Source organism: Brucella pecoris, assembly GCF_006376675.1.
Classification (GTDB): Bacteria; Pseudomonadota; Alphaproteobacteria; order Rhizobiales; family Rhizobiaceae; genus Brucella; species Brucella pecoris.
In genome coordinates this window covers 47,054-65,583 of record NZ_VEWK01000002.1, presented here as the reverse complement: position 1 = coordinate 65,583, position 18,530 = coordinate 47,054, and the positions used below count along the sequence as shown (strand labels likewise).

The following is an 18,530-nucleotide window of genomic DNA, read 5'->3' as shown; positions in this document are numbered from 1 at the left end:
GCCTAGAAATAGGTCGCCTTTTTTACTTTCTAACGTTGCGGATGCCGCGTTCCAACCCATATGAGCCAGTATGATACCCTTATCCGTTCTCGATCTTTCGCCCGTTCCCGAAGGTAATGATGCAGCGCAGTCGCTGCACAACACGCTGGAACTTGCGCAACTAGCCGAACGGCTCGGCTTCCACCGTTACTGGCTTGCCGAACACCACAATATGCCAGGCATCGCCAGCGCTGCCACATCTGTGGTGATCGGTTATGTTGCCAACGGAACCTCGACAATCCGCGTCGGCGCGGGCGGCGTCATGCTGCCCAATCATTCACCTCTGGTGATTGCGGAACAGTTCGGCACGCTTGCTTCCCTGTTTCCGGGCCGCATTGATCTCGGTCTTGGGCGGGCTCCGGGTACCGACCAGATTACCGCTCATGCGCTTCGTCGCAATCTCGACAGCGATGCCAATGCCTTTCCGCAAGATGTGGTCGAGTTGCTGAATTATTTCAAACCGGCGGAACCCGGCCAGCGCGTGCGCGCAGTGCCGGGCGAGGGATTGAATGTGCCGGTCTGGATTCTCGGTTCCAGCCTGTTTGGCGCACAGCTTGCCGCCATGCTGGGTCTGCCCTACGCATTTGCCTCACACTTTGCGCCTGCAGAAATGGAACGCGCCATCGCCCTTTATCGCGAACGGTTCGAACCATCGGAATATATGCAGAAGCCTTATGTGATGCTGGGCCTTAACGTAATTGCGGCTGATACGGACGAAGAGGCAAACTATCTTTTCACGTCACAATTGCAGGCCTTCGTCAATCTTCGCAGCGGTCGACCGGGCAAGCTGCCGGCTCCTGTCGAAGGCTATATGGAGCGGCTCGATCCATCTGCTCAGGCGCTCGTTCGCCAGATGCTGTCATGCCGTGTCGTTGGTGGACCTGACACTGTGGCCAAGGGCATCAAAGCCTTTGCCGAAAGCACTGGCGCTGATGAATTGATGCTGACCGGCATGATCCATGACCACAAAAAACGCCTGCATTCATATGAAATCGCAAGTCGATCAATCGGCCAGTCAATCGCCTGACCGACCGGTCTCCATATCTGCATAGACCAGATAGCGAAGCGGCCCCGGTGTAATGGCGTCGAATGGGTAGCAGGTCGCCAGCACGAGGTGGTGGCCCTCGCTATCTGGAACGATGCTCGCTTCATCCCAACGTGCGACAACCATATGGCTGACGCGATAGGAAACGCTCTGCCCGTCACTCCGGGTGACGACGATCTGATCATTCTTTTCGATGTTTTTCAGAAATGCGAAATGCGTATCGCGATGCGCGGCATATACGGCCGTTCCCCGTTCACCAGCCATCGCCGTATTGTCGAGATGACCGGGGCCGAAAGCCAGTGCCTGTCCGCTGGCGCCTTTCAGAGCGACCGCCGATTCACCGAGGCGCGGGGCCTCGATACGGGCAACCGGCCATGTATCGGCCCAGGTCCAGGGCTTAACCGGAACGCCGGTTTCGACACTTTCCGCAAATGCCCTTTCAAGCAGAATTTGCGCTGCAAACGCCTTGGCATGTATCCAAACGCCCTGACCAGCAATTGCCAGACCGAACACGATCAAGACGATGCCTACCCCTGGAAGAAGGGAGCGCCTCAGCGCGCTCCCGGTTATAACTGGATTGGTGAACATCACACATTCTCCTTGCGGCGGAAGAACCAGAAGACGAACAAGCCAACCAGCATCAGGCCCAGCCCCTGCATGAGCAGCATTGTTGCTGGTGTTGCCGTTTGTGGCAAAGGGATGGATGGCGTCGGGGACGACGGCGAGACAGGGCTTTTGCGGACGCGAACATTATCGCTCTGCTCATCCGATTTCATGCTGGCGTGATCGTTCACGTTGCGATCCGCGCGAATGCCGAACAGCGTGTCATAATTCCAACCGGCAGGCAGTTGCAGTGGAATATCGGCGCGGGTCAGTGGCGCATTTGCCGGTCGCGACGGTGTTTTTTCGACGGCCACGAGGCTCGTCAGCCGACTGACCAGATGATGCTCCAGTGCGAGGCGAAGAATGCGCGCATCGGCTGCGTCCTGAGTAATGTTGCCAAGGGTAAGTTCCACTTCCGCATCGTCGATCTTGCGACGTGCCCACAATTTCGAAATACCTTCAGCATTCATTGCCTGATCGAGCGGCAGATTGACTGTCCACGGACGCCTATCAATCTGGCCTTCAATGACAAGGTTTCCAGTCGCCTTGCCCATTCGCGCTGCGATGACAAGTGGCTCACCACGATAGAGATCGGGCAGAAGGGAGAGCGTCATGCTCACATTCTTTTCCGAGAAATTGGCCTTCAGATCGGTAACAGCCGGGTTTTCAAGCTTGTCGAAAAGTGCCCGCATACGTTCATCCACTTCAGCCGCCGATCCGATATGCGTGAAGGTTCCGCGTCCGAGTTCCGCTGCTCGGTTCATCAGATAGGAATTCGGGGCAGAGCCGATGCCGACCATGAAAATACGCGAGCGTCCACGGCGGGCTGCGATGGCATCGAACAATTGCTGCTCATTGCTGATTTCACCATCAGTCAGGAATACGATCTGGCGCAACCCATTGCCCTGATTGCTGTCATCAAGCGCAGCGTGAAGGGCAGGCAACATCTCCGTTCCGCCTTGTGCTTCGAGGCTCGTTACGAAACCGCGGGCAGATGCAATATTCTGCTGATTGGCATCGACGGAGTCCTCGAAGAACCTTGTCAATGTGTCATCGAAGCGGATCACGTTGAAGCGATCACCGGGCTGAAGACGTGACAACGCATAGTCCAGACTGGCCTTCGCCTGTTCAATGGAGGTGCCGCCCATTGATCCTGAATTGTCGATCACGAAAATGATCTCTCGCTTGGCATTTCGGGTGGTCGCAAGCGCTGGCGGGGTGACATAGGCAAGCACATAATCGTCTTTACCGATATGCTCACGGAACAGGCCGACTTGCGGCGTATCGGTTGCGACAGCGCTCCATTCCAGAACGAAGTCGCGATCTGCAGCCGCCGTTCCATCCAGCGTGATTTCTCGTGTCGTGTCATTCGTCGTATCGATCCTGACCTTGTGGTAAGGGCTTTCAACCTTTCCAAGAGGGAAGCCTGCCTTCAGATCGACTGAGATGGTCACGGGATTGGTTCGCAGGGCAGCCGGTGGCGTCAAAGGCGTCACAAGCGGCGCATTGTAAGTATCAGGCTTGCCAGCATCGTTCGACTTGCCCCAACCGTTTTTCATTTCGACTTCCTGAACAACGGGGGAGGCATTGTCGGGATTGTAACGCGGCGCGACGACCAACGGGACACGCAGCGAGAAACGGCCATCGGAAAGACGCACGGCCTGCTGATACTCGATCTGAATGACGACTTTCTCGTGCGGACCGATATTGGCGATCGCATTGGTAAACACATTTGGCCGCTGCTGTTCGATCAGCGTGGCCTTTTTCCCTTCGCTTTTCGCCTGTTCGTATATTTCGCGCGCTGCCTGTTTCTCCTTGACGTCAGCGATGATCACGCGATCACCGATGACCATTTTCAGCGAATAGACAGCACTGTCTTCCGGTAACGGGAAAACATACAAGGCTTCAACGAAACCGTCCGTCGGGTTCTCGAATGCCTGCGTCAGCCGGGCTCGCGCTGTCGGGCCGCTCACGTCGAGATTGACATCGGTTGCAAGCCGGGGCGCTTCGACATAACGCCCGGCATCGTTTGTCTCAAGAAGAAGGCTGCCGGATTGAACCTCGTTTGGAGTGACCAAAGCGGGCACTTCGGCACGGGCATGAGCGATCTGCAACAGACAGAAGATAACGGCTAGCGCAGGCAGTAGCGCCATGTTGCAGAACCAGACGAATGAACAGAAGCGGGAGAGAGCCCTGCCTCTAATGCGCTGATTTGAAAGGCTTATCGCGGGTGACATGACATGCTCCTTGTTCACCTCGAAGAACTGGAGACATTGTCGCTGGATGCGGTGTTTCCACTCCAGCGTAAGCTTTGCCAAGTTTCAGCCGCCACTTTCCGCAAACCGCCTTGCCGGTTACGCATATGTGTGGAATTGTGAAGAAAAGTACGCAATTCAGGATGAGCTATGTCCGATCAGGACTCCCATTTGCCCGACCAGATCAATACCCGTGTCGCGATACGGGTTCGTGAGGAAATTGCTCGACGGCGTATTTCACGCCAGCTATTGGCGGATGAGGCCCGGATCAGCCTTTCAACTTTGGAAAAGGCGCTGTCGGGACACAGGCCGTTCACGCTGGCGACGATCATCCGGCTCGAACAGGCTATGGGTGTCGCCTTGCGAGAGCAGGAGAGTGAAGCGCCCGGCCATCCCACCAACAATGGCAACGGTCATGCAGCGGAAGAGCTGGGAGCCTATTCACGCGCCTCGGTATCATGGCTTGAAGGCAATTACCTGACCTTGCGCCCATCCTTTGGCGAGGACAAAGCGATCTTCGCTTACATCACGGAAATTGGTTGGGATTTCGATACCGGCCATCTCAGTTTTCGCGAACGGGAACGTTCCGACGTCTCGTTCTCGCAACAGGGTGCGGTTTCCGTCCCACATCTTTCGGGTCACATCTATCTGGTGACGAATACATCCGGCCAGTACCGCATGGCCGTGCTTTCCCGCCCAAGCATCACAGGCGAAATGTTCGGTATTCTGACAACATTGCGGGCCGGGCAGGGTGCCCATCTAACACCCGTCGCGACGCCGCTTGCGCTCGTTCCGATGAAGTTGTTCGCCGATCCATCATTCGGGCGTGTCCGGTCCGGTGACCGATCCTTCGCCGACTATTCGACGATCCTGAGCAAGACGCTGGACGATGGTTATGCTGGTTTCGTAGCCGGTTGATCTTCGCTTTCATATTTGATTTCCGTCAGCAGCCAATCACGGAAGGCCGAGACCGCCGGAGTGTGCGAACGAGCCTTCGGCGTCACAAAATAATAGCTGCTTGGACTTTTGACCGTATGCGGACAGGCGACGACAAGCTGGCCGCTCTCGATCTCGGCGCGGATGAGGAATAAGGGCATCAAAGCAACGCCGAGACCGGCAATGCAGGCCTGCGAGACATTTGAAAACTGCTCGAAGCGCATGCCTGGAGAAGCGGGCGCTGTCATGTCGAGGCTTTTGAACCAATGATCCCATGCGCCGGGACGGGAAGCCATATTGAACAAGGGAAGCGGTAGAAGATCGACCGGCGCGCGAACCGGATTCTGTTGAAGAAAAGCAGGGCTGCAGACCGGTGCGACGGTTTCATCCATCAGGAAAATGCTGTCGGCGTTGGGCCAATCCGGTTGGCCGATGTGGATCGCAGCATCCAGGCCCTCGCGATCAAAATCGAATTGCCCGATACGTGTCGCAAAATTGAGGATGATATCTGGGTATTTCGCCACGAAGCGCGGTATGCGCGGTATCAGCCAACGTGTCCCGAATGTCGGCAGGAAAGCCAGATTGAGCGTGGTGCCACGCATTTGCGACATCACTTGCAGCGAAGCGGCACGGATGGACGCAAGCGCTGGCCCCACCACCTTCAGATAGACACGTCCCGCATCAGAGAGGACGACATGACGGCTGGTGCGGTCGAAAAGCGCGGTCCCGAGCTGTTCTTCAAGCGTTGCAATCTGCCGGCTCACTGCGCCTTGGGTCAACGATAATTCCTCGGCAGCAGCAGAAAAACTCTCGTGTCGCGCAACCGCATCAAAGGCGGCGAGCGCGCTCGTGGATGGAAGCAGGCGGCGTGATATCGAGGTCATGATCCATTACTAAATGGAATAGATCGATGAGTAAACGTCGATTGCACCAAACATCCACACGGTTCATATTTCCTGCGAATTTTCATTGAGGAGAATACACTAATGTCACGTGCGGCTTTTAGCTGGGAAGACCCGTTTCTGTTGGATGAACAGTTGACCGAAGAAGAGCGTATGATCCGCGACTCGGCCAAAGCTTTTGCAACGGACGTTCTGCTGCCACGCGTTGAAAAGGCTTATCTGGATGAGACGACCGATCCGGAACTGTTCCGCCTCATGGGGCAGGCCGGCCTCTTGGGTGTGACGCTTCCCGAAGAATATGGCGCGGCCAATGCGGGCTATGTTTCTTACGGTCTGGTGGCGCGTGAAGTCGAGCGTGTCGATTCTGGTTATCGTTCGATGATGAGCGTGCAGTCGTCGCTCGTGATGTATCCGATCTACGCCTATGGCTCCGACGAACAGCGCAAGAAATATCTTCCGGGCCTTGTTTCCGGCGAATTGATCGGCTGCTTCGGCCTGACTGAGCCCGATGCAGGCTCCGATCCGGCAGGCATGAAGACCCGCGCCGAAAAGATCGACGGTGGCTACCGCCTGAGCGGTTCCAAGATGTGGATTTCAAACTCCCCGATCGCCGATGTGTTTGTGGTCTGGGCCAAATCCGCTGCGCACGACAATGCTATTCGCGGCTTCGTGCTCGAGAAGGGCATGAAGGGTCTTTCCGCACCGAAGATCGGTGGCAAGCTTTCGCTGCGCGCATCGATCACCGGCGAAATTGTGATGGATGGCGTCGAGGTTTCGGAAGATGCACTTCTGCCGAACGTCTCCGGCCTCAAGGGCCCGTTCGGCTGCCTCAATCGCGCCCGTTACGGCATTTCGTGGGGTGTGCTGGGTGCGGCAGAGGATTGCTGGTTCCGCGCGCGCCAATATGGCCTCGATCGCAAGCAATTCGACAAGCCTTTGGCTGGCACGCAGCTTTACCAGAAGAAGCTGGCCGACATGCAAACAGAAATCGCTCTTGGCCTTCAGGCAAGCTTGCGCGTCGGTCGTCTGTTCGACGACGGCAAGATGGCCCCGGAAATGATTTCCATCGTCAAGCGTAACAATTGCGGCAAGGCGCTCGATATTGCCCGTCAGGCGCGCGATATGCACGGCGGTAACGGCATCCAGATCGAATATCACGTCATGCGCCACGCGCAGAATCTGGAAACGGTGAACACCTATGAAGGCACGCATGACGTTCATGCGCTGATCCTGGGCCGTGCCCAGACCGGCATTCAGGCTTTCTTCTGATCGCTGTATCGCCAAGCCTTCCATTCGGGCCCGTTCGCAGTTCGCGGGCGGGCCTCTTTATTTAGAGCGCATTTCGATCTGATTGCATCAGATCGGCGCTCTAACTATTTGTTTTGACGCGCATCTTATCCGAAAACCGTTTCACACTTTTCGGGATGCGCTCTAATACAGGATTGCTGAAAATGCAGAACACGCCGCTTGACGGTCTCAAGGTGGTAGAACTGGCGCGCATTCTTGCCGGGCCATGGGTAGGGCAAACGCTCTCCGATCTTGGAGCCGATGTCATCAAGGTGGAAAGCCCTGAAGGTGACGATACACGCAAATGGGGCCCGCCATTCATTGATGTGGAAGGCGAACAGTCCGCCGCCTATTTCCATGCCTGCAATCGCGGCAAACGCTCGATTACGGCGGATTTTCGCACCGACGAGGGCCGGGAGCTGGTGCGCCAGCTTGTAGCCGACGCTGACATTGTCATCGAGAACTTCAAGTTGGGCGGGTTGGATAAGTATGGCCTCGACTATGAAAGCCTGAAAGCCATCAATCCGCGCCTGATCTATTGCTCAATCACCGGTTTCGGCCATACCGGCCCCTATGCGGAGCGTGCGGGCTATGATTTCATGATCCAGGGCATGGGCGGCATCATGGATCTCACCGGTGAACCTGACGGTGAGCCGCAGAAGATCGGCGTAGCTTTTGCCGACATCTTCACCGGGCTTTACAGCGTGATCGCGATCCAATCCGCACTCATCATGCGCGAGCGTACCGGCACAGGCCAGCACATCGATATGGCACTTTTCGACTGTATGTCGGCAGTACTGGCCAATCAGGCCATGAACTATCTCGCATCAGGCGTATCGCCGAAGCGCATGGGCAATGCGCATCCGAATATCGCGCCCTATCAGACGCTGCCGGTATGCGATGGTTATTTCATCATCGCCTGCGGCAATGATGGACAGTTCGGCAAACTGACGTCCTTGCTTGGCATTGGCGACATCGCAGCCGATGAGCGTTTCGTGAGCAATTCGGCACGTGTGGCCAACCGGGCTGCTCTGACAGCACTTCTGGAAGAAAAGACCAAGGCGTGGAAACGTGATGATCTTCTAGCCGAACTTGCCAGAATCGGCGTGCCCGCCGGACCGATCAACACGGTGGCCGACGTGTTTACAGACCCGCAATTCGAGGCAAGGGCAATGAAGATTGATCCGCAAGGCGTTCCCGGCCTGAGAACGCCCATTCGCTTCTCCGATGCCGAACTGAAGCTCGACAAGCGTTCGCCGAAGCTTGGGGAGCATAGCGACGCAATCATCGCGGAAATAGGCAAAAACTGAACGAGAATATCGTCATAAACCAGACGCGCTTTTCTTCGAAGGGCGCGTTTTCATTGGTAATGCGTCGATGGGAAGTGAAGATCTCTAATCAAGAAATAGCTGTAACCCCTTGCGGGGAAAGCGTTTTAAATTGTTCTTGAGAGAAGATGGTGCGGTCGAGAAGATTTGAAAAGTCGCCGCATAGCCCGGAAAAGGTGGGTTTAGGTGTCCCACGTGTAATTAATTTCACGCAATACGTTTCAATAAGATAGCATCCCGGTGTCCCACGGACGGTTGGTATTATCCACGGGTTTCTTCGGCTGTGGAAAAGCCAGAAAAGCAGACCGGTAAAACGCAAAAAGCCCCGCCACCTTTCGGCAGCGGGGCGTATCCTTGGGAGGATTAAGAGAATTGCAGTTTTCCTACGGAGGGGCGTGAAGGGCACGGCAGGCATAACCCGCCGTTTCCGTCATGGCCCTGGGCACGAGTTGTATTACAAGCTCCTCACGGGTCATGCTGATATCCTCGATCAGTCGAAACACCGGCCGGTGAACGAGAAAAGCGAGGAAGGCGATCAGCACCACCCACCCGAAGACCTTGTCGCCAATGCGTGAAGATTCCGCAGGTGTCGTCATTTTCCACCTCTGAGCGCGCGAATGAAATCGAGCATAGTATTGCCGTCAATGTTCGCGGTGAACCGTGTGAGCGCGTAGCCCATCATTGCAAAAAGTCCGGCGACGCCGTTGCGATACGTCCCCGGTTCGAGCTGCATGAAATCAATAAATGGATCCGCCAAGACCGTCGCGCAGAAGAGACCGGCAGCCACGCGCGTGATGGCGACCACGAACGAGTGACGCTCCGACGACATGACTGAGACGATCAGCCCCCCGGCAGTTGCCAGGATGAAGCCCATTTGCTCTTTGAAAAAATCGCCCATTATTCCCGCGCCCTTCTTGCACCTTCGTCGAGCCGCTCCCACTCAGTCGCCAGTACATCGAGCTCCTTGGAGGGCGCAGCCGTTTCAAGGTAGCTGAGTATTGCCTGTTGCCTCGGCAGCGGCGTCGGGGCAGGACACGCCCGCCCCAATGCCAATTCACCCTGCGGTCCCGATGCGGTCACGCAGCCTGCGAGCGACATCAGAAGCAGTGCCCCTATCGGCCATGTCATTTTCATGTTGTTCATCGGCTTTGCCCTGCAACTGCTTTGATATTTCGCTCACGGCGTCGGCGGCGCCGAGATCCTTCAGACTTCGCTCATAGCTCCAGTCCCTAAACAGATCTCGGATCAGCGAGGCGAATGCCCCTGCCAGTACCGAAAGAACGACCTCAAGCACCGGCAGCCCCTTCGCCCTTTGACTTCTCGTCATACGACACGAGCTCGCCGACATCCGGGTAGATGTGGAGCTTTGCTTCGAGGAGATCGGCGAGGCGCTCGGGCGAGAGCCCGAAGAACTTGACCGCATCCGGCACTGACTTGAGAACGTAGTCGATCCCGGCGGCGAGCACGGCGCTCTTAACATCGATGGACGCCTTGTCGGCTTTATCTTCGAGCTTATTGAGACCGAAGTTCACCGCATTCTTGAGTGCAGTCTGCAGGGCGTCTCGATGGCTTGCTTCGATACTCAGACCGGTGAGCTTGGTCCATTTCACGAGAAGCCAGCCCACTGCGGCCGCGATGAGAGCGAATGCCGCTTCCTGAATGTACGGCATGAAGACGTCGAAGATTGTCGAGGCCTTCACCGATGTCGCTGCGTCCTGCGCCAGAGCACCGGCAACCGCACCGATGAGGATGAAGGCTGCGCCAACCAGCGCGAGGACGACATACGCGGAAAGCGCTTTGATGGAATAGTTCATGGGGATTACTCCTTAAAGGACCGCCTGGGCGGCTGATTGGTCAGGCGAGGTCAGCTTCGAGACTGTCGAGCAGCCTGCGGATCTCTGCGATTTTCTGACGCTTCGGGTTCGGCTTGGTGTCTGTCTCGACTGCCGGGCCGTCGACCACATCGAAGTCGCTGCGGTCAGCCCATACGAGATAGCCAGCCGGAGTCTCGATCTGGATGAGCATCCCATCGACCGCGACCACTTCAACAGTCGTGCCTGCGGGGATACTTCCGGTGTCCGGGCCACCCTTCTGCGTTCGGGTTTTGGCGAGGGTGACGGCTTGGGCCATGCCGCCGACGGGCATAGGCTCGAGAGCGACCGTAGAGCCGCCCTTCATGCGCGCGGAAACCTCCGAACGCATGCGGTTGCCAATGTGGGTCGCGCCGGTAATGCTACCGTCGAATGGCAAGCGGGTAACGTCCCACTTGTTTTTCTGCTTGATACCAAGGTTCGTCTGGACCTCGGCGTGAAACAGGATCGTCTTCGGCGTGACCTCGATCCCGTAGGTGGCAGCCAGCTCGGCCACTGCTTCTACCAGAGCATCCCATTGCACTTTCGTAATCGGATACTTGCCGGCAATGAACGGTGACTCCACAGCGCCAGCCATGCCGCACATCGAGATCCCGATGGAATCCGTATTGCAGTTGAGCGTGTGCGCCGCATAGCTATCGGTCAGCTTGCCGGAGTTCGCTGCAATGGAAGCGACCCCTCGGACAGTCGACCCGTCACCCTGCACGAGGATGTGATAAGCTTTCTTGTCGACGTCGTTGGCAGTGTTGGTGCCAGCCGTCCAATGGCAGATGATCCGCTTCATAGGGACGTGCGGCATCCATTGCGCCGGAATGCGCGACATGATGTTTCTCCTGAATGGTGTTTGGTGTGCCCGCCCGCTCCGGGTGGAAGGGGAAGCAGGCGGGCTACGTCATCCCGTGAGGGAGACGATCAGTCCCACAGGGTTTTAAACGCCTGTGCCTGTTCTTCCTGGGATATCGTGGGGAGCTTGACCCGCAGACCGGCCGGAAGGGTCGGGCCGTATGCCAGCAGGTCAGCGTTCGCTTCCATCAAAGCCTCGGTATTTTTCCCGTGCTTGCCGTAGTAGGCGTATGCGATGGCGTCGAGGACATCACCGTCGATCGTGATGTAAACCTTTTCCCCGGTTAAGCTCGTGACGACGCGGTTCAGCATTGCCATCTCCTATCCAATGTTGGAGCCGGGATCGCCGGTCAGGCTTGGCACGCCCGCTTCATATTGCGGAGTGCTCCGAGGCGTAGATCCTGCGGGGTTTGTCTTCCCTGCCGATGCCGACGATGAGGAAGAGCCATTCTTGCCAGAGCCAGAACCGCTTTTATTAGGCTTCTTGCAGGAGATGGACGTTTTGTACGCGCCGCTGGCGGAGAAGTTGTGCGTCACGGTCTCAGCCAACCAAGCCCCGTCAACATTCGACCTGCATCCACTGGCAATGACGTTGGCTCCTGCCTGAGCAAAAGGCTCCCCGTTGATTTCGAACGATGCCTCTGCGGCACTCCGCTGTAATTTCTTAGCCTCGGAGTCGGCTCGACGCTCGGCTTCGTCCTTGTCCTGAAGTGGAACACGGATCGAGAACGTCGGCCCCTCAAGTCCGGTCGAAACCTCGACCGTCTCCTTCTTGTTTTTCTTCCTGTCGTAGTAGGATGCCTCGACCTTGCTGTGCTTTGGCTCATCCTTCTCTGTGACGGAATAGCTCAAGAGGTTTTTGCCACGGGCTACGATTATGTCAGGTAAGAACGCGCCAGTAGCGCTCTTGCCATCGCCGCGAGCAACTACAGCAACATGTCCAGCCTTGACGGAAACGGACGCGTTAAGCTTCTCGCCTATGCGCGTCATAAACTCGACCGAGCTTTCCTCGGTCTGCGCCTCATAGACGTTGACGGTGGCTTTGATGCCGTCCGAAATGCTGAGAGACAAACCTACGCGCCCGGCGATATCTGCAAAAATATCCCCGTATGTTGGGAAGTCTTTCTTGGGATATGCCTTTGGCTCTCGTTGCTTTGTGAGGGACTTTGCTGCGACGGACTTCGCCTGAATCTGTATCTGCTGCGGCCAGCCCGTAAAGACCACCGAGTCCACGGAGAACAGGCCGAAATCCCGCATCTGCCCTTCGTACCCGCCAATCGGGTTAAGCACCGCGCCGGTCTTTGGCGCAGCGATCGAACCGTCAATGTCATCCAGGACGATGGACAGGGTATCCGATCTTGTTCCCACGCCATCTGTGATGGTCATGCTGACACCGGAGCCTGCAAGCCGATCAGTGATGTCTACGCCATTGGCGCTGATCGAGAATTTAGGGACTGGCATTAGAACCCGAGCCTCAGTGAAACGTTGAATGATCCGCCTGCGCCTATGCCTGCGGACAACGAGATGCCACCTGCAGACAACGATAGCGCTGCCAGACGAGCGGCTGACTGGTCGTACCGCTTCATTGCGAGGGTGACCGTCACCGTCTGTGGAGTCCCCGCTGTGTCGAAGGTGGTCTCCTCATTGCTGATCGACGTCGCCAGCCATTGACCGAATATGTTCTGGCCTGCGCTGTTAACGTGAACGAGATGAAGAGGGACTAGAGCGTTAACCGCCTCACGCACTCCGGCGAGCTGGGACAGCCCCCGGCCGTTGAAGTGCCGGGGATGAAATGTTGACTCGAGGGTGATCTCCTCTGCGCCCGGACCTAACCGATGGAGAAGAGGAGCGGCGCCGATAACGGGCTGCTCCTCCATGCGCGGCGACAGGGACCGTCGGACTGTCTCTACCGAATAGTTCGGTACTGTGAACCGGAACGGTCCCCATGCCATAAGCATCACGCATCTCCATAAGCTATGTTGGTGAATGCGACTTCGAGAGAGCGCCGCAATTTCGCATCAAGCTGACTGACAGCCTGATCGACTCCTTGCTGGACCGCAGCCTTGATGCTGGCAGCATCTGCGCCAGCACCGACAGTTATGCCGCCGAGGTTGATCGGCGCATGAACAGTCACCCCGCCGCCACCGATCTTGTGGTTCGGGATGATCGTTCCGTTAGATCCCGGTACGAAAATCTCCTGCCCACGCTCGTTGATCTGGTACACGCCGCCTGCCTTCACAGGACCGCCTGCCGCTCGCTTGCCGTCGAGCTTCGGATCAAGGGAGCCGCCAGACGGCGACACGGCTGGTGCCGCAGCGCTACCGCCACGGGCCACAGCGGCAAACTGACGTGCCATACCCAGTGCTCTTTCGAGCTGGCCGGTATCGATTGTCAGTGCGCCATTAACCGTCAGAGCCTGTTTGATCTGCTCGCCGGTGGCCGTGGCCTTGCTCTCAGCCTCTGCGCCGCCCTGCATAAGAACGCCGATATACTCGCGCATTCCTTGTTGAGCGGCGATAGGCCATTGAGCTGTCTGCTGCGAGATGTCGACCTCAAGAGATTCCTGGGGTGTGCGCTTGCGTCCGAGCTGAACGTTCGAAGGGTTAATACCCGTGTGCTTTTCCACCCATGCGTCAACGCCGCTTGTCAGCCCCCATAGGTTTCCGTCTGGGTCGGTCTGGTTAAGAGCCGTAGCTGTAATGGCGCCTGCACCAAGCGGACTGGCGACTACCCGCCCACCGAGCTTGAGGGCGCTCTTTATGATCCCACCGCCAGCCGCACCAGCCGCCGCACCTCCTGCCGTCGAGGCGGCAGCACCTGCGCCGCCACCAAGGATTCGACCAAGAAGACCGCGTCCTGCCTGCATGGCTGCGTAGCCACCGGCAGCGAGGGCGAGAGCACCCAAAGCTTCAATGACCCGACGGGTGGTTTCACTCAGCTGTGTGAACTCGGATGCCAGATAGTCTACACCCTTGAGCGCGCCGCTGATCGGCTTTTCCCAATCGGAGACGATCTTGATGAGCGCCGTTTCCACCGCACCCGTCGCACGGGTGTAGTCACCGTAGAGACCTTCGTTCGCCTTAACGCCGATCTTGTTGGTGATCCCCTCTGGGGTGTTCTGCATAAGCTGGATGGCATTCTGCAGCTCAGGGAATCTGTTTGCGAGCACGCTGGCTCGTGAGCCCTGTCTCTGTGTGAAGAACGCATTGAGCTGAGCAATCGTGGGATCGGACTTGAGGATATCCATAAGCAAGCGCTCGGAGTCGACGCTCTCCGCACTGAACTTGTGGAAGTCACCGAGCTTTTTGGCGAGATCCTTCTTGTCCTTGGCTGACATCTTGCCAAACGCTGGCTCGATGATGTCCATGATTCCAGAAGTGAACATGCCGCGGTCACTACCGACAGGCATATCTTCCCCGAGATCCTCGTTGAAGAAGGTGCCTTCCTCGATGTACTTCGTGATCTTATCCTGCATCTCCTTGCCCAGACGGACACCGAAGTTTTCCTGGATCATCTTGTCGATGCCGCCGACCTTAAAGGCCTCTGGCTGTGTCACGTAGTCATCGAAGTTCAGGCCCATCGTTTGAAGAGCCAGTCGGCCGGGGTTGGTCGGAGCGCCGAGCTTTGCAGCGGCCGTACGTGCGAACACACCAGCCTCGTCGCCCTTATAGCCAGAACGGCGAAGCACGACGCCCATGGCGTTGGCAACTGGATCAGACAGCCCCACGCTCTGCATGGCGCTGCCGCCGTATCGGACATACTGGCGAACGTCGCTGTCATCCATACCGGCGTTCTTCGCCATCCAGACCAAGCTGTCAACGAATGTGGTGACAGCCTTCGCATCGGTCAGCGAGATCTGACGAATCTGTGTGGAGCTTCGAACTGTTTCCGTCGCCTCTTCCAAGCTGACGCCCATAGCCAGAGCGTAGTCCGTGATCGGGCGCATGGCGTTGATGATAGCGTCCGCATCACGGATACCACCCTGCAGCAAGCCTACCTGCCCACGGACAACGTCCGCGTTGGTGAAGCGCGTTTCATAACCGATCTTCTCAGACTGCGCGTTCATGGCCTCGCGGCCCTTGGCGTCAAACGCATCATAGCCGAGAGCATCACGATAAGCCTTCGCCTGATCGTAAGAGACCGTGTCCAGGAATGCGTTGCGGGCAACACCACCTGCGCGGTGTGCTACATACCCACCAGCTGCGCCTGCTACGACTCCTCCAACCGAAGGACCGCTCGACCGACCGGGTGGTGATGGCGGGCGCTTCGGCTTACGGGCCTCACGCTCCATCTCGCGCATTTTGCGGATGGTCTGCGCCATCTCGTTTCGGACTTGACGCTGCGATGCGGAAATCCCGGTGCGGCTGTTGACGCTGAAGGATCTCAGTGCCTGCTCGGCCGAACGAACGGCCGAACGCTGATCCTTGAACGCTGACGTCGCTGCCTTCAAAGCGCTACGCGCCGAGCGCATGTCGGCATTCATCTTAGCTGTCGGCTTGGAAACCGATGCAAGAGCCTGCTCGAGCTGCTTGGCGTGAGTGCGCGCCTGACGGAACTGGCCGTAGGTCTGAGCCAGACCACGGCGCAGGTCTTTGAAATCACCGACGGCCGCAGCCTTACGGCGTAAGTAGTCGAGCTGGTTTCCCAAGTTCTTCGCGCCGGCCACACCGTTGCGCCCGAGCTTGGAAATCGTGGACTCAAGTCCCTTGAGGGCTTCCGAGGTTTTCTTGGCCGTGCCACTCGCGGAATCAATCAGCTGAAGACGAAGGGTAGCAACACGAGATGCCATAACTATCCACCTACTGTAGCTGGATAGCCTCGGCCCATAGCTCGACAAGCTGCGGGAAGGTCATGTCCAGAATGGATTCAAGGGATACCCCGCCGTTGCTCTCGCGCATTACCTTGTAGGAGATGCTGAGCCACGCTTCTATTCGGGCGGGGATTGGTTCTCCGTACCCTCCTCGTGGGGTAACGTTGACTGCGCGAAAAAACCTTCTTGCGCCGCCTCCACACGGGAACCGTCGACAAAGTCTAGGCTTTCAAGAACAGCTGCTGGGGCGCTCATCCACGGCATGTCGACACGTTCGTCGGCGCCTTTGCCGTGCTCATTCACAGCGTCGATGCACGCCTGAATATAATCGCGCCATTCGCGGATGACCGGGCGGCGGATGGTAATCTGGCTGTAAGTGACTCCATCATACTCGACCGGGAAATCCAGATCGACGACCATCAGTCGACCCTCGTCCCCATTCACAAACCGGGGAGGCGTCTTTGCAATCGCCTCCTGCAGTGTTTTCGTTTCAGCTTTGCGAGCTTCCACCCTCGCGATTTCCTCTCGGCTGAGAGACTTCGTGACCTGGTTCATTCCACTCTCCTGAAAAGCAGAACGCCCGGCTTAGTAGCCGAGCGCCTGGTTCAGCTCATTGAGCTGGTTAACGCCGTTGATGATGCGCTTCGGAGGCCATGCCTGAAGCTCATGGATGACGTCGGTGTCCGCCTCGTAGCGCATGTACTTGATGGAGTTCATGACGAACTCGACGCCGCCTTTTTCGCCACGCTGCCAGCGATCACGCGAGCTGCCGTTGATGGCACCTTCCACGATGCAGACGTGGGCTGCGATACCGCCGTCCAGCTCGCGAAGAATACCGCCACGGAAGGTCACGCGGGTCGTGAGCCCAGGACGAAGGGCCATGCGCTTCATGATGTCAGGGTTGTGCCCCGCCATCTTCACGGTGACTTCGAGGGCTTCGATGGCCGACATCGCCTGTGAAACGCCAAGGTCCATACCGCCGCCGCGATATTCCTGGGTCATTGGGCGGGGAAGAGGCAGATCAACCTCTTCCGTGTCGATACCGAAGTCGAGGCCTTCCATGAACATGGTGAAGCCTTGCAGGATATGCCGCATTGGATGATCTCCTTATCGTGCGGGAGGTTTTGTTACGCTGTCTGGAGGGCAGTGCCCGCCAGACGAGCGATTTCACGAGCGGCATTCTCGGCAAGGACCGTGTAGTAGCCGGTGTTTCGCGAGAACATGAACGTGATGTGCTCGATCGGAGCAGGGGCTTCAGCGTCGTAGCTGATGTAGAGATGCCCCGAGGCCCACGTCTCCTTGGTGTTGAGAGACACGTCGAGCCATACGCGCCCGCCGAGCGTTGCGCCCATGGCAGCCCATCGACGGAGTGCCGAGTTCACGGTCTCTGCGATGTCTGTCAGGTTCTGAAGGCTGAACGGCTTGTCGATGAACGCTTCAGACGCGAGCTCGACCGAGTCGATGATCGTGTCGTGGGCGCGGCGAACCGACCAGAAGTTTTTCAACGAGTCCGAGGAAGGCACTCGGCTGCCCCACAGCTTGAAGCCGCCGCTCGGTGCCCGAACGATTGCGGCAATCGCATTCTTATTGAGGAGTTGCGACTCTGCCGACGGGTCCGTGATCGAATGCTCTATCGGTCGCGAAATGCCGACGATGCCTTCGACAACATGGTTCGAAGGGGAAACCCAGAACCCTTCGCTGTAGTCAACCCGAGCTTGGAGACCGGCGACACGGGCGGAGGCTGGTTCGGTTACAACAGCCGCATCCCGGAATACCTTGACCATTGGCTCGACAATCAGAAGGCGGTCGGTGTCGTAGTCCAGGCGGTCTTGGATTGCTGCTGAGGTCGTGGTCGCGGTGGAGTCCTTGATCACGCCAGCGCGGAATCGGTTCGCCAGCGTGAGGAATTCCATGGTCACCGGGTTAGCGACCGTACCGACTGCGGCGGTTGCCGTGGCATCGGTGGTTGCACCCCCGCCGGACAGCGTTACCGTTGGAGCTGTGGTGTAACCGAAGCCTGGCTTCGTGATCACGATCTCGTCGACCACTCCGGTCGTGGAGTTGATCGTTGCCACGGCTTCAGCGCCAGATCCCGCACCGGTAATCGTGACTGTCGGAACGGAGGTATAACCTGCGCCACCCGCCGTGATCTCAATTGCGCTGATGCCATCGGCCGGTCGTTGCGACATGAAGCCCGGAGCAATGAGCAACTTTGGCTTCAAGCCATGCTCTCCCTGCGCCGTCCGCAGGGCATGCATGCCAGTGTAACTCGTCGCGTCGCCGATGATGTTGCTCATCGTCTGGTTGATGTTCGCGCCTTCCTCGACGCGAACGACGAGGATTGTCTGCGACACGCGCCCGGCTTGGTCGAAAATTCCGTCAATCGCGTCCTTCAAAGTTCCAGTTGCGCCGAGGCCTTTGACTTCGCCACCAGCACCGTAGACGGGAACAACAGTGTTCAGCGGCCAGAGAAGCGGGTCCGCATCAGGCGCAACGCCAAGCAGGCCGATGACACCGGTGTCGATGGTCTCGACCGGGCGAGGGCCGTTGTTCTGCTCCACCGTTTCAACACCGTGAAGATAGATATCTGCCATTTGATCGGCTCCTTAGA

Annotated in this window: 19 protein-coding genes; 4 read left to right on the top strand and 15 right to left on the bottom strand. The window is 57.6% G+C overall.

The window, feature by feature from the left end; genetic code table 11:
* Positions 1–70 precede the first annotated feature (70 nt).
* The gene (locus FIB18_RS03545) at positions 71–1,066 is read left to right on the top strand and encodes an LLM class flavin-dependent oxidoreductase (protein WP_140019473.1); all 996 of its coding nucleotides are present in this window, start codon (positions 71–73) and stop codon (positions 1,064–1,066) included.
* Here the strand turns inward: FIB18_RS03545 and FIB18_RS03540 are convergent.
* Positions 1,055–1,672 (bottom strand): class GN sortase, encoded by a 618-nt coding sequence (locus FIB18_RS03540; RefSeq protein WP_140019472.1) that lies wholly within the window; start codon positions 1,670–1,672, stop codon positions 1,055–1,057. The genes FIB18_RS03545 and FIB18_RS03540 overlap by 12 nt on opposite strands.
* The gene (locus tag FIB18_RS03535) at positions 1,672–3,924 is read right to left on the bottom strand and encodes a marine proteobacterial sortase target protein (RefSeq protein WP_140019471.1); all 2,253 of its coding nucleotides are present in this window, start codon (positions 3,922–3,924) and stop codon (positions 1,672–1,674) included. The genes FIB18_RS03540 and FIB18_RS03535 overlap by 1 nt, the downstream gene beginning before the upstream one ends.
* A gap of 168 nt (positions 3,925–4,092) precedes the next feature.
* On the opposite strand from FIB18_RS03535, the gene FIB18_RS03530 reads away from it, so the two are divergent.
* A complete protein-coding gene (locus tag FIB18_RS03530) occupies positions 4,093–4,860 on the top strand; it encodes a helix-turn-helix domain-containing protein (protein WP_140019470.1) in 768 nt (255 codons plus the stop codon).
* On the opposite strand, the gene FIB18_RS03525 is transcribed toward FIB18_RS03530, so the two are convergent.
* Positions 4,836–5,762 carry a LysR family transcriptional regulator gene (locus tag FIB18_RS03525; RefSeq protein ID WP_140019469.1) on the bottom strand — a complete coding sequence of 309 codons (927 nt, stop codon included), beginning with the start codon at positions 5,760–5,762 and terminating at the stop codon, positions 4,836–4,838. The genes FIB18_RS03530 and FIB18_RS03525 overlap by 25 nt on opposite strands.
* A 102-nt stretch (positions 5,763–5,864) precedes the next feature.
* Here FIB18_RS03525 and FIB18_RS03520 point away from each other — a divergent pair, with 102 nt between their 5' ends.
* On the top strand, positions 5,865–7,049 hold the full coding sequence (locus tag FIB18_RS03520) for an acyl-CoA dehydrogenase (RefSeq protein WP_140019468.1): 1,185 nt from the start codon (positions 5,865–5,867) through the stop codon (positions 7,047–7,049).
* A gap of 182 nt (positions 7,050–7,231) precedes the next feature.
* A complete protein-coding gene (locus FIB18_RS03515; protein WP_140019467.1) occupies positions 7,232–8,377 on the top strand; it encodes a CaiB/BaiF CoA transferase family protein in 1,146 nt (381 codons plus the stop codon).
* A gap of 401 nt (positions 8,378–8,778) precedes the next feature.
* On the opposite strand, the gene FIB18_RS03510 is transcribed toward FIB18_RS03515, so the two are convergent.
* The 12 genes from FIB18_RS03510 to FIB18_RS03455 all read right to left on the bottom strand — a co-directional run bounded on the left by FIB18_RS03510 (position 8,779) and on the right by FIB18_RS03455 (position 18,513).
* A complete protein-coding gene (locus tag FIB18_RS03510; RefSeq protein WP_140019466.1) occupies positions 8,779–8,991 on the bottom strand; it encodes a hypothetical protein in 213 nt (70 codons plus the stop codon).
* Positions 8,988–9,293 carry a hypothetical protein gene (locus tag FIB18_RS03505; protein WP_140019465.1) on the bottom strand — a complete coding sequence of 102 codons (306 nt, stop codon included), beginning with the start codon at positions 9,291–9,293 and terminating at the stop codon, positions 8,988–8,990. The genes FIB18_RS03510 and FIB18_RS03505 overlap by 4 nt, the downstream gene beginning before the upstream one ends.
* Positions 9,293–9,538: a hypothetical protein gene (locus FIB18_RS03500; protein WP_140019464.1), complete on the bottom strand. Its 246-nt coding sequence runs from the start codon at positions 9,536–9,538 to the stop codon at positions 9,293–9,295. Before FIB18_RS03500 ends, FIB18_RS03505 begins: the two co-directional genes overlap by 1 nt.
* 143 nt (positions 9,539–9,681) lie before the next feature.
* Entirely contained in the window at positions 9,682–10,209 is a 528-nt protein-coding gene (locus FIB18_RS03495) for a hypothetical protein (protein WP_140019463.1), read from the bottom strand.
* A gap of 40 nt (positions 10,210–10,249) precedes the next feature.
* A complete protein-coding gene (locus FIB18_RS03490) occupies positions 10,250–11,089 on the bottom strand; it encodes a peptidoglycan recognition protein family protein (RefSeq protein ID WP_140019462.1) in 840 nt (279 codons plus the stop codon).
* An 89-nt stretch (positions 11,090–11,178) separates the two neighbouring features.
* On the bottom strand, positions 11,179–11,421 hold the full coding sequence (locus tag FIB18_RS03485) for a tail protein X (protein WP_140019461.1): 243 nt from the start codon (positions 11,419–11,421) through the stop codon (positions 11,179–11,181).
* Between the two features lie 9 nt (positions 11,422–11,430).
* Positions 11,431–12,495: a phage late control D family protein gene (locus tag FIB18_RS03480; protein ID WP_158295688.1), complete on the bottom strand. Its 1,065-nt coding sequence runs from the start codon at positions 12,493–12,495 to the stop codon at positions 11,431–11,433.
* A 74-nt stretch (positions 12,496–12,569) separates the two neighbouring features.
* A complete protein-coding gene (locus FIB18_RS25440; RefSeq protein ID WP_407921844.1) occupies positions 12,570–13,061 on the bottom strand; it encodes a phage tail protein in 492 nt (163 codons plus the stop codon).
* A gap of 5 nt (positions 13,062–13,066) precedes the next feature.
* Complete coding sequence (locus FIB18_RS03470; RefSeq protein WP_140019458.1) at positions 13,067–15,898, bottom strand: phage tail tape measure protein; 2,832 nt, start codon at positions 15,896–15,898, stop codon at positions 13,067–13,069.
* Positions 15,899–16,036: 138 nt separating this feature from the next.
* Entirely contained in the window at positions 16,037–16,474 is a 438-nt protein-coding gene (locus FIB18_RS03465) for a phage tail assembly protein (RefSeq protein ID WP_140019457.1), read from the bottom strand.
* A 30-nt stretch (positions 16,475–16,504) separates the two neighbouring features.
* A complete protein-coding gene (locus FIB18_RS03460; protein ID WP_140019456.1) occupies positions 16,505–17,014 on the bottom strand; it encodes a phage major tail tube protein in 510 nt (169 codons plus the stop codon).
* Positions 17,015–17,046: 32 nt separating this feature from the next.
* Positions 17,047–18,513 (bottom strand): phage tail sheath subtilisin-like domain-containing protein, encoded by a 1,467-nt coding sequence (locus FIB18_RS03455; protein WP_140019455.1) that lies wholly within the window; start codon positions 18,511–18,513, stop codon positions 17,047–17,049.
* Positions 18,514–18,530: the final 17 nt, after the last annotated feature.

Bases quoted from the DNA above. Each gene is read 5' to 3' on its own strand.
- FIB18_RS03545 (WP_140019473.1), top strand. From the start codon at position 71: ATGATACCCTTATCCGTTCTCGATCTTTCGCCCGTTCCCGAAGGTAAT.
- FIB18_RS03470 (WP_140019458.1), bottom strand. From the start codon at position 15,898: ATGGCATCTCGTGTTGCTACCCTTCGTCTTCAGCTGATTGATTCCGCG.
- FIB18_RS03510 (WP_140019466.1), bottom strand. From the start codon at position 8,991: ATGACGACACCTGCGGAATCTTCACGCATTGGCGACAAGGTCTTCGGG.
- FIB18_RS03505 (WP_140019465.1), bottom strand. From the start codon at position 9,293: ATGGGCGATTTTTTCAAAGAGCAAATGGGCTTCATCCTGGCAACTGCC.
- FIB18_RS03520 (WP_140019468.1), top strand. From the start codon at position 5,865: ATGTCACGTGCGGCTTTTAGCTGGGAAGACCCGTTTCTGTTGGATGAA.
- FIB18_RS03540 (WP_140019472.1), bottom strand. From the start codon at position 1,672: ATGTTCACCAATCCAGTTATAACCGGGAGCGCGCTGAGGCGCTCCCTT.
- FIB18_RS03515 (WP_140019467.1), top strand. From the start codon at position 7,232: ATGCAGAACACGCCGCTTGACGGTCTCAAGGTGGTAGAACTGGCGCGC.
- FIB18_RS03485 (WP_140019461.1), bottom strand. From the start codon at position 11,421: ATGCTGAACCGCGTCGTCACGAGCTTAACCGGGGAAAAGGTTTACATC.
- FIB18_RS03465 (WP_140019457.1), bottom strand. From the start codon at position 16,474: ATGAACCAGGTCACGAAGTCTCTCAGCCGAGAGGAAATCGCGAGGGTG.
- FIB18_RS03500 (WP_140019464.1), bottom strand. From the start codon at position 9,538: ATGAACAACATGAAAATGACATGGCCGATAGGGGCACTGCTTCTGATG.
- FIB18_RS03480 (WP_158295688.1), bottom strand. From the start codon at position 12,495: ATGACCATCACAGATGGCGTGGGAACAAGATCGGATACCCTGTCCATC.
- FIB18_RS03490 (WP_140019462.1), bottom strand. From the start codon at position 11,089: ATGTCGCGCATTCCGGCGCAATGGATGCCGCACGTCCCTATGAAGCGG.
- FIB18_RS03455 (WP_140019455.1), bottom strand. From the start codon at position 18,513: ATGGCAGATATCTATCTTCACGGTGTTGAAACGGTGGAGCAGAACAAC.
- FIB18_RS03530 (WP_140019470.1), top strand. From the start codon at position 4,093: ATGTCCGATCAGGACTCCCATTTGCCCGACCAGATCAATACCCGTGTC.
- FIB18_RS03525 (WP_140019469.1), bottom strand. From the start codon at position 5,762: ATGACCTCGATATCACGCCGCCTGCTTCCATCCACGAGCGCGCTCGCC.
- FIB18_RS03460 (WP_140019456.1), bottom strand. From the start codon at position 17,014: ATGCGGCATATCCTGCAAGGCTTCACCATGTTCATGGAAGGCCTCGAC.
- FIB18_RS03535 (WP_140019471.1), bottom strand. From the start codon at position 3,924: ATGTCACCCGCGATAAGCCTTTCAAATCAGCGCATTAGAGGCAGGGCT.
- FIB18_RS25440 (WP_407921844.1), bottom strand. From the start codon at position 13,061: ATGGCATGGGGACCGTTCCGGTTCACAGTACCGAACTATTCGGTAGAG.
- FIB18_RS03495 (WP_140019463.1), bottom strand. From the start codon at position 10,209: ATGAACTATTCCATCAAAGCGCTTTCCGCGTATGTCGTCCTCGCGCTG.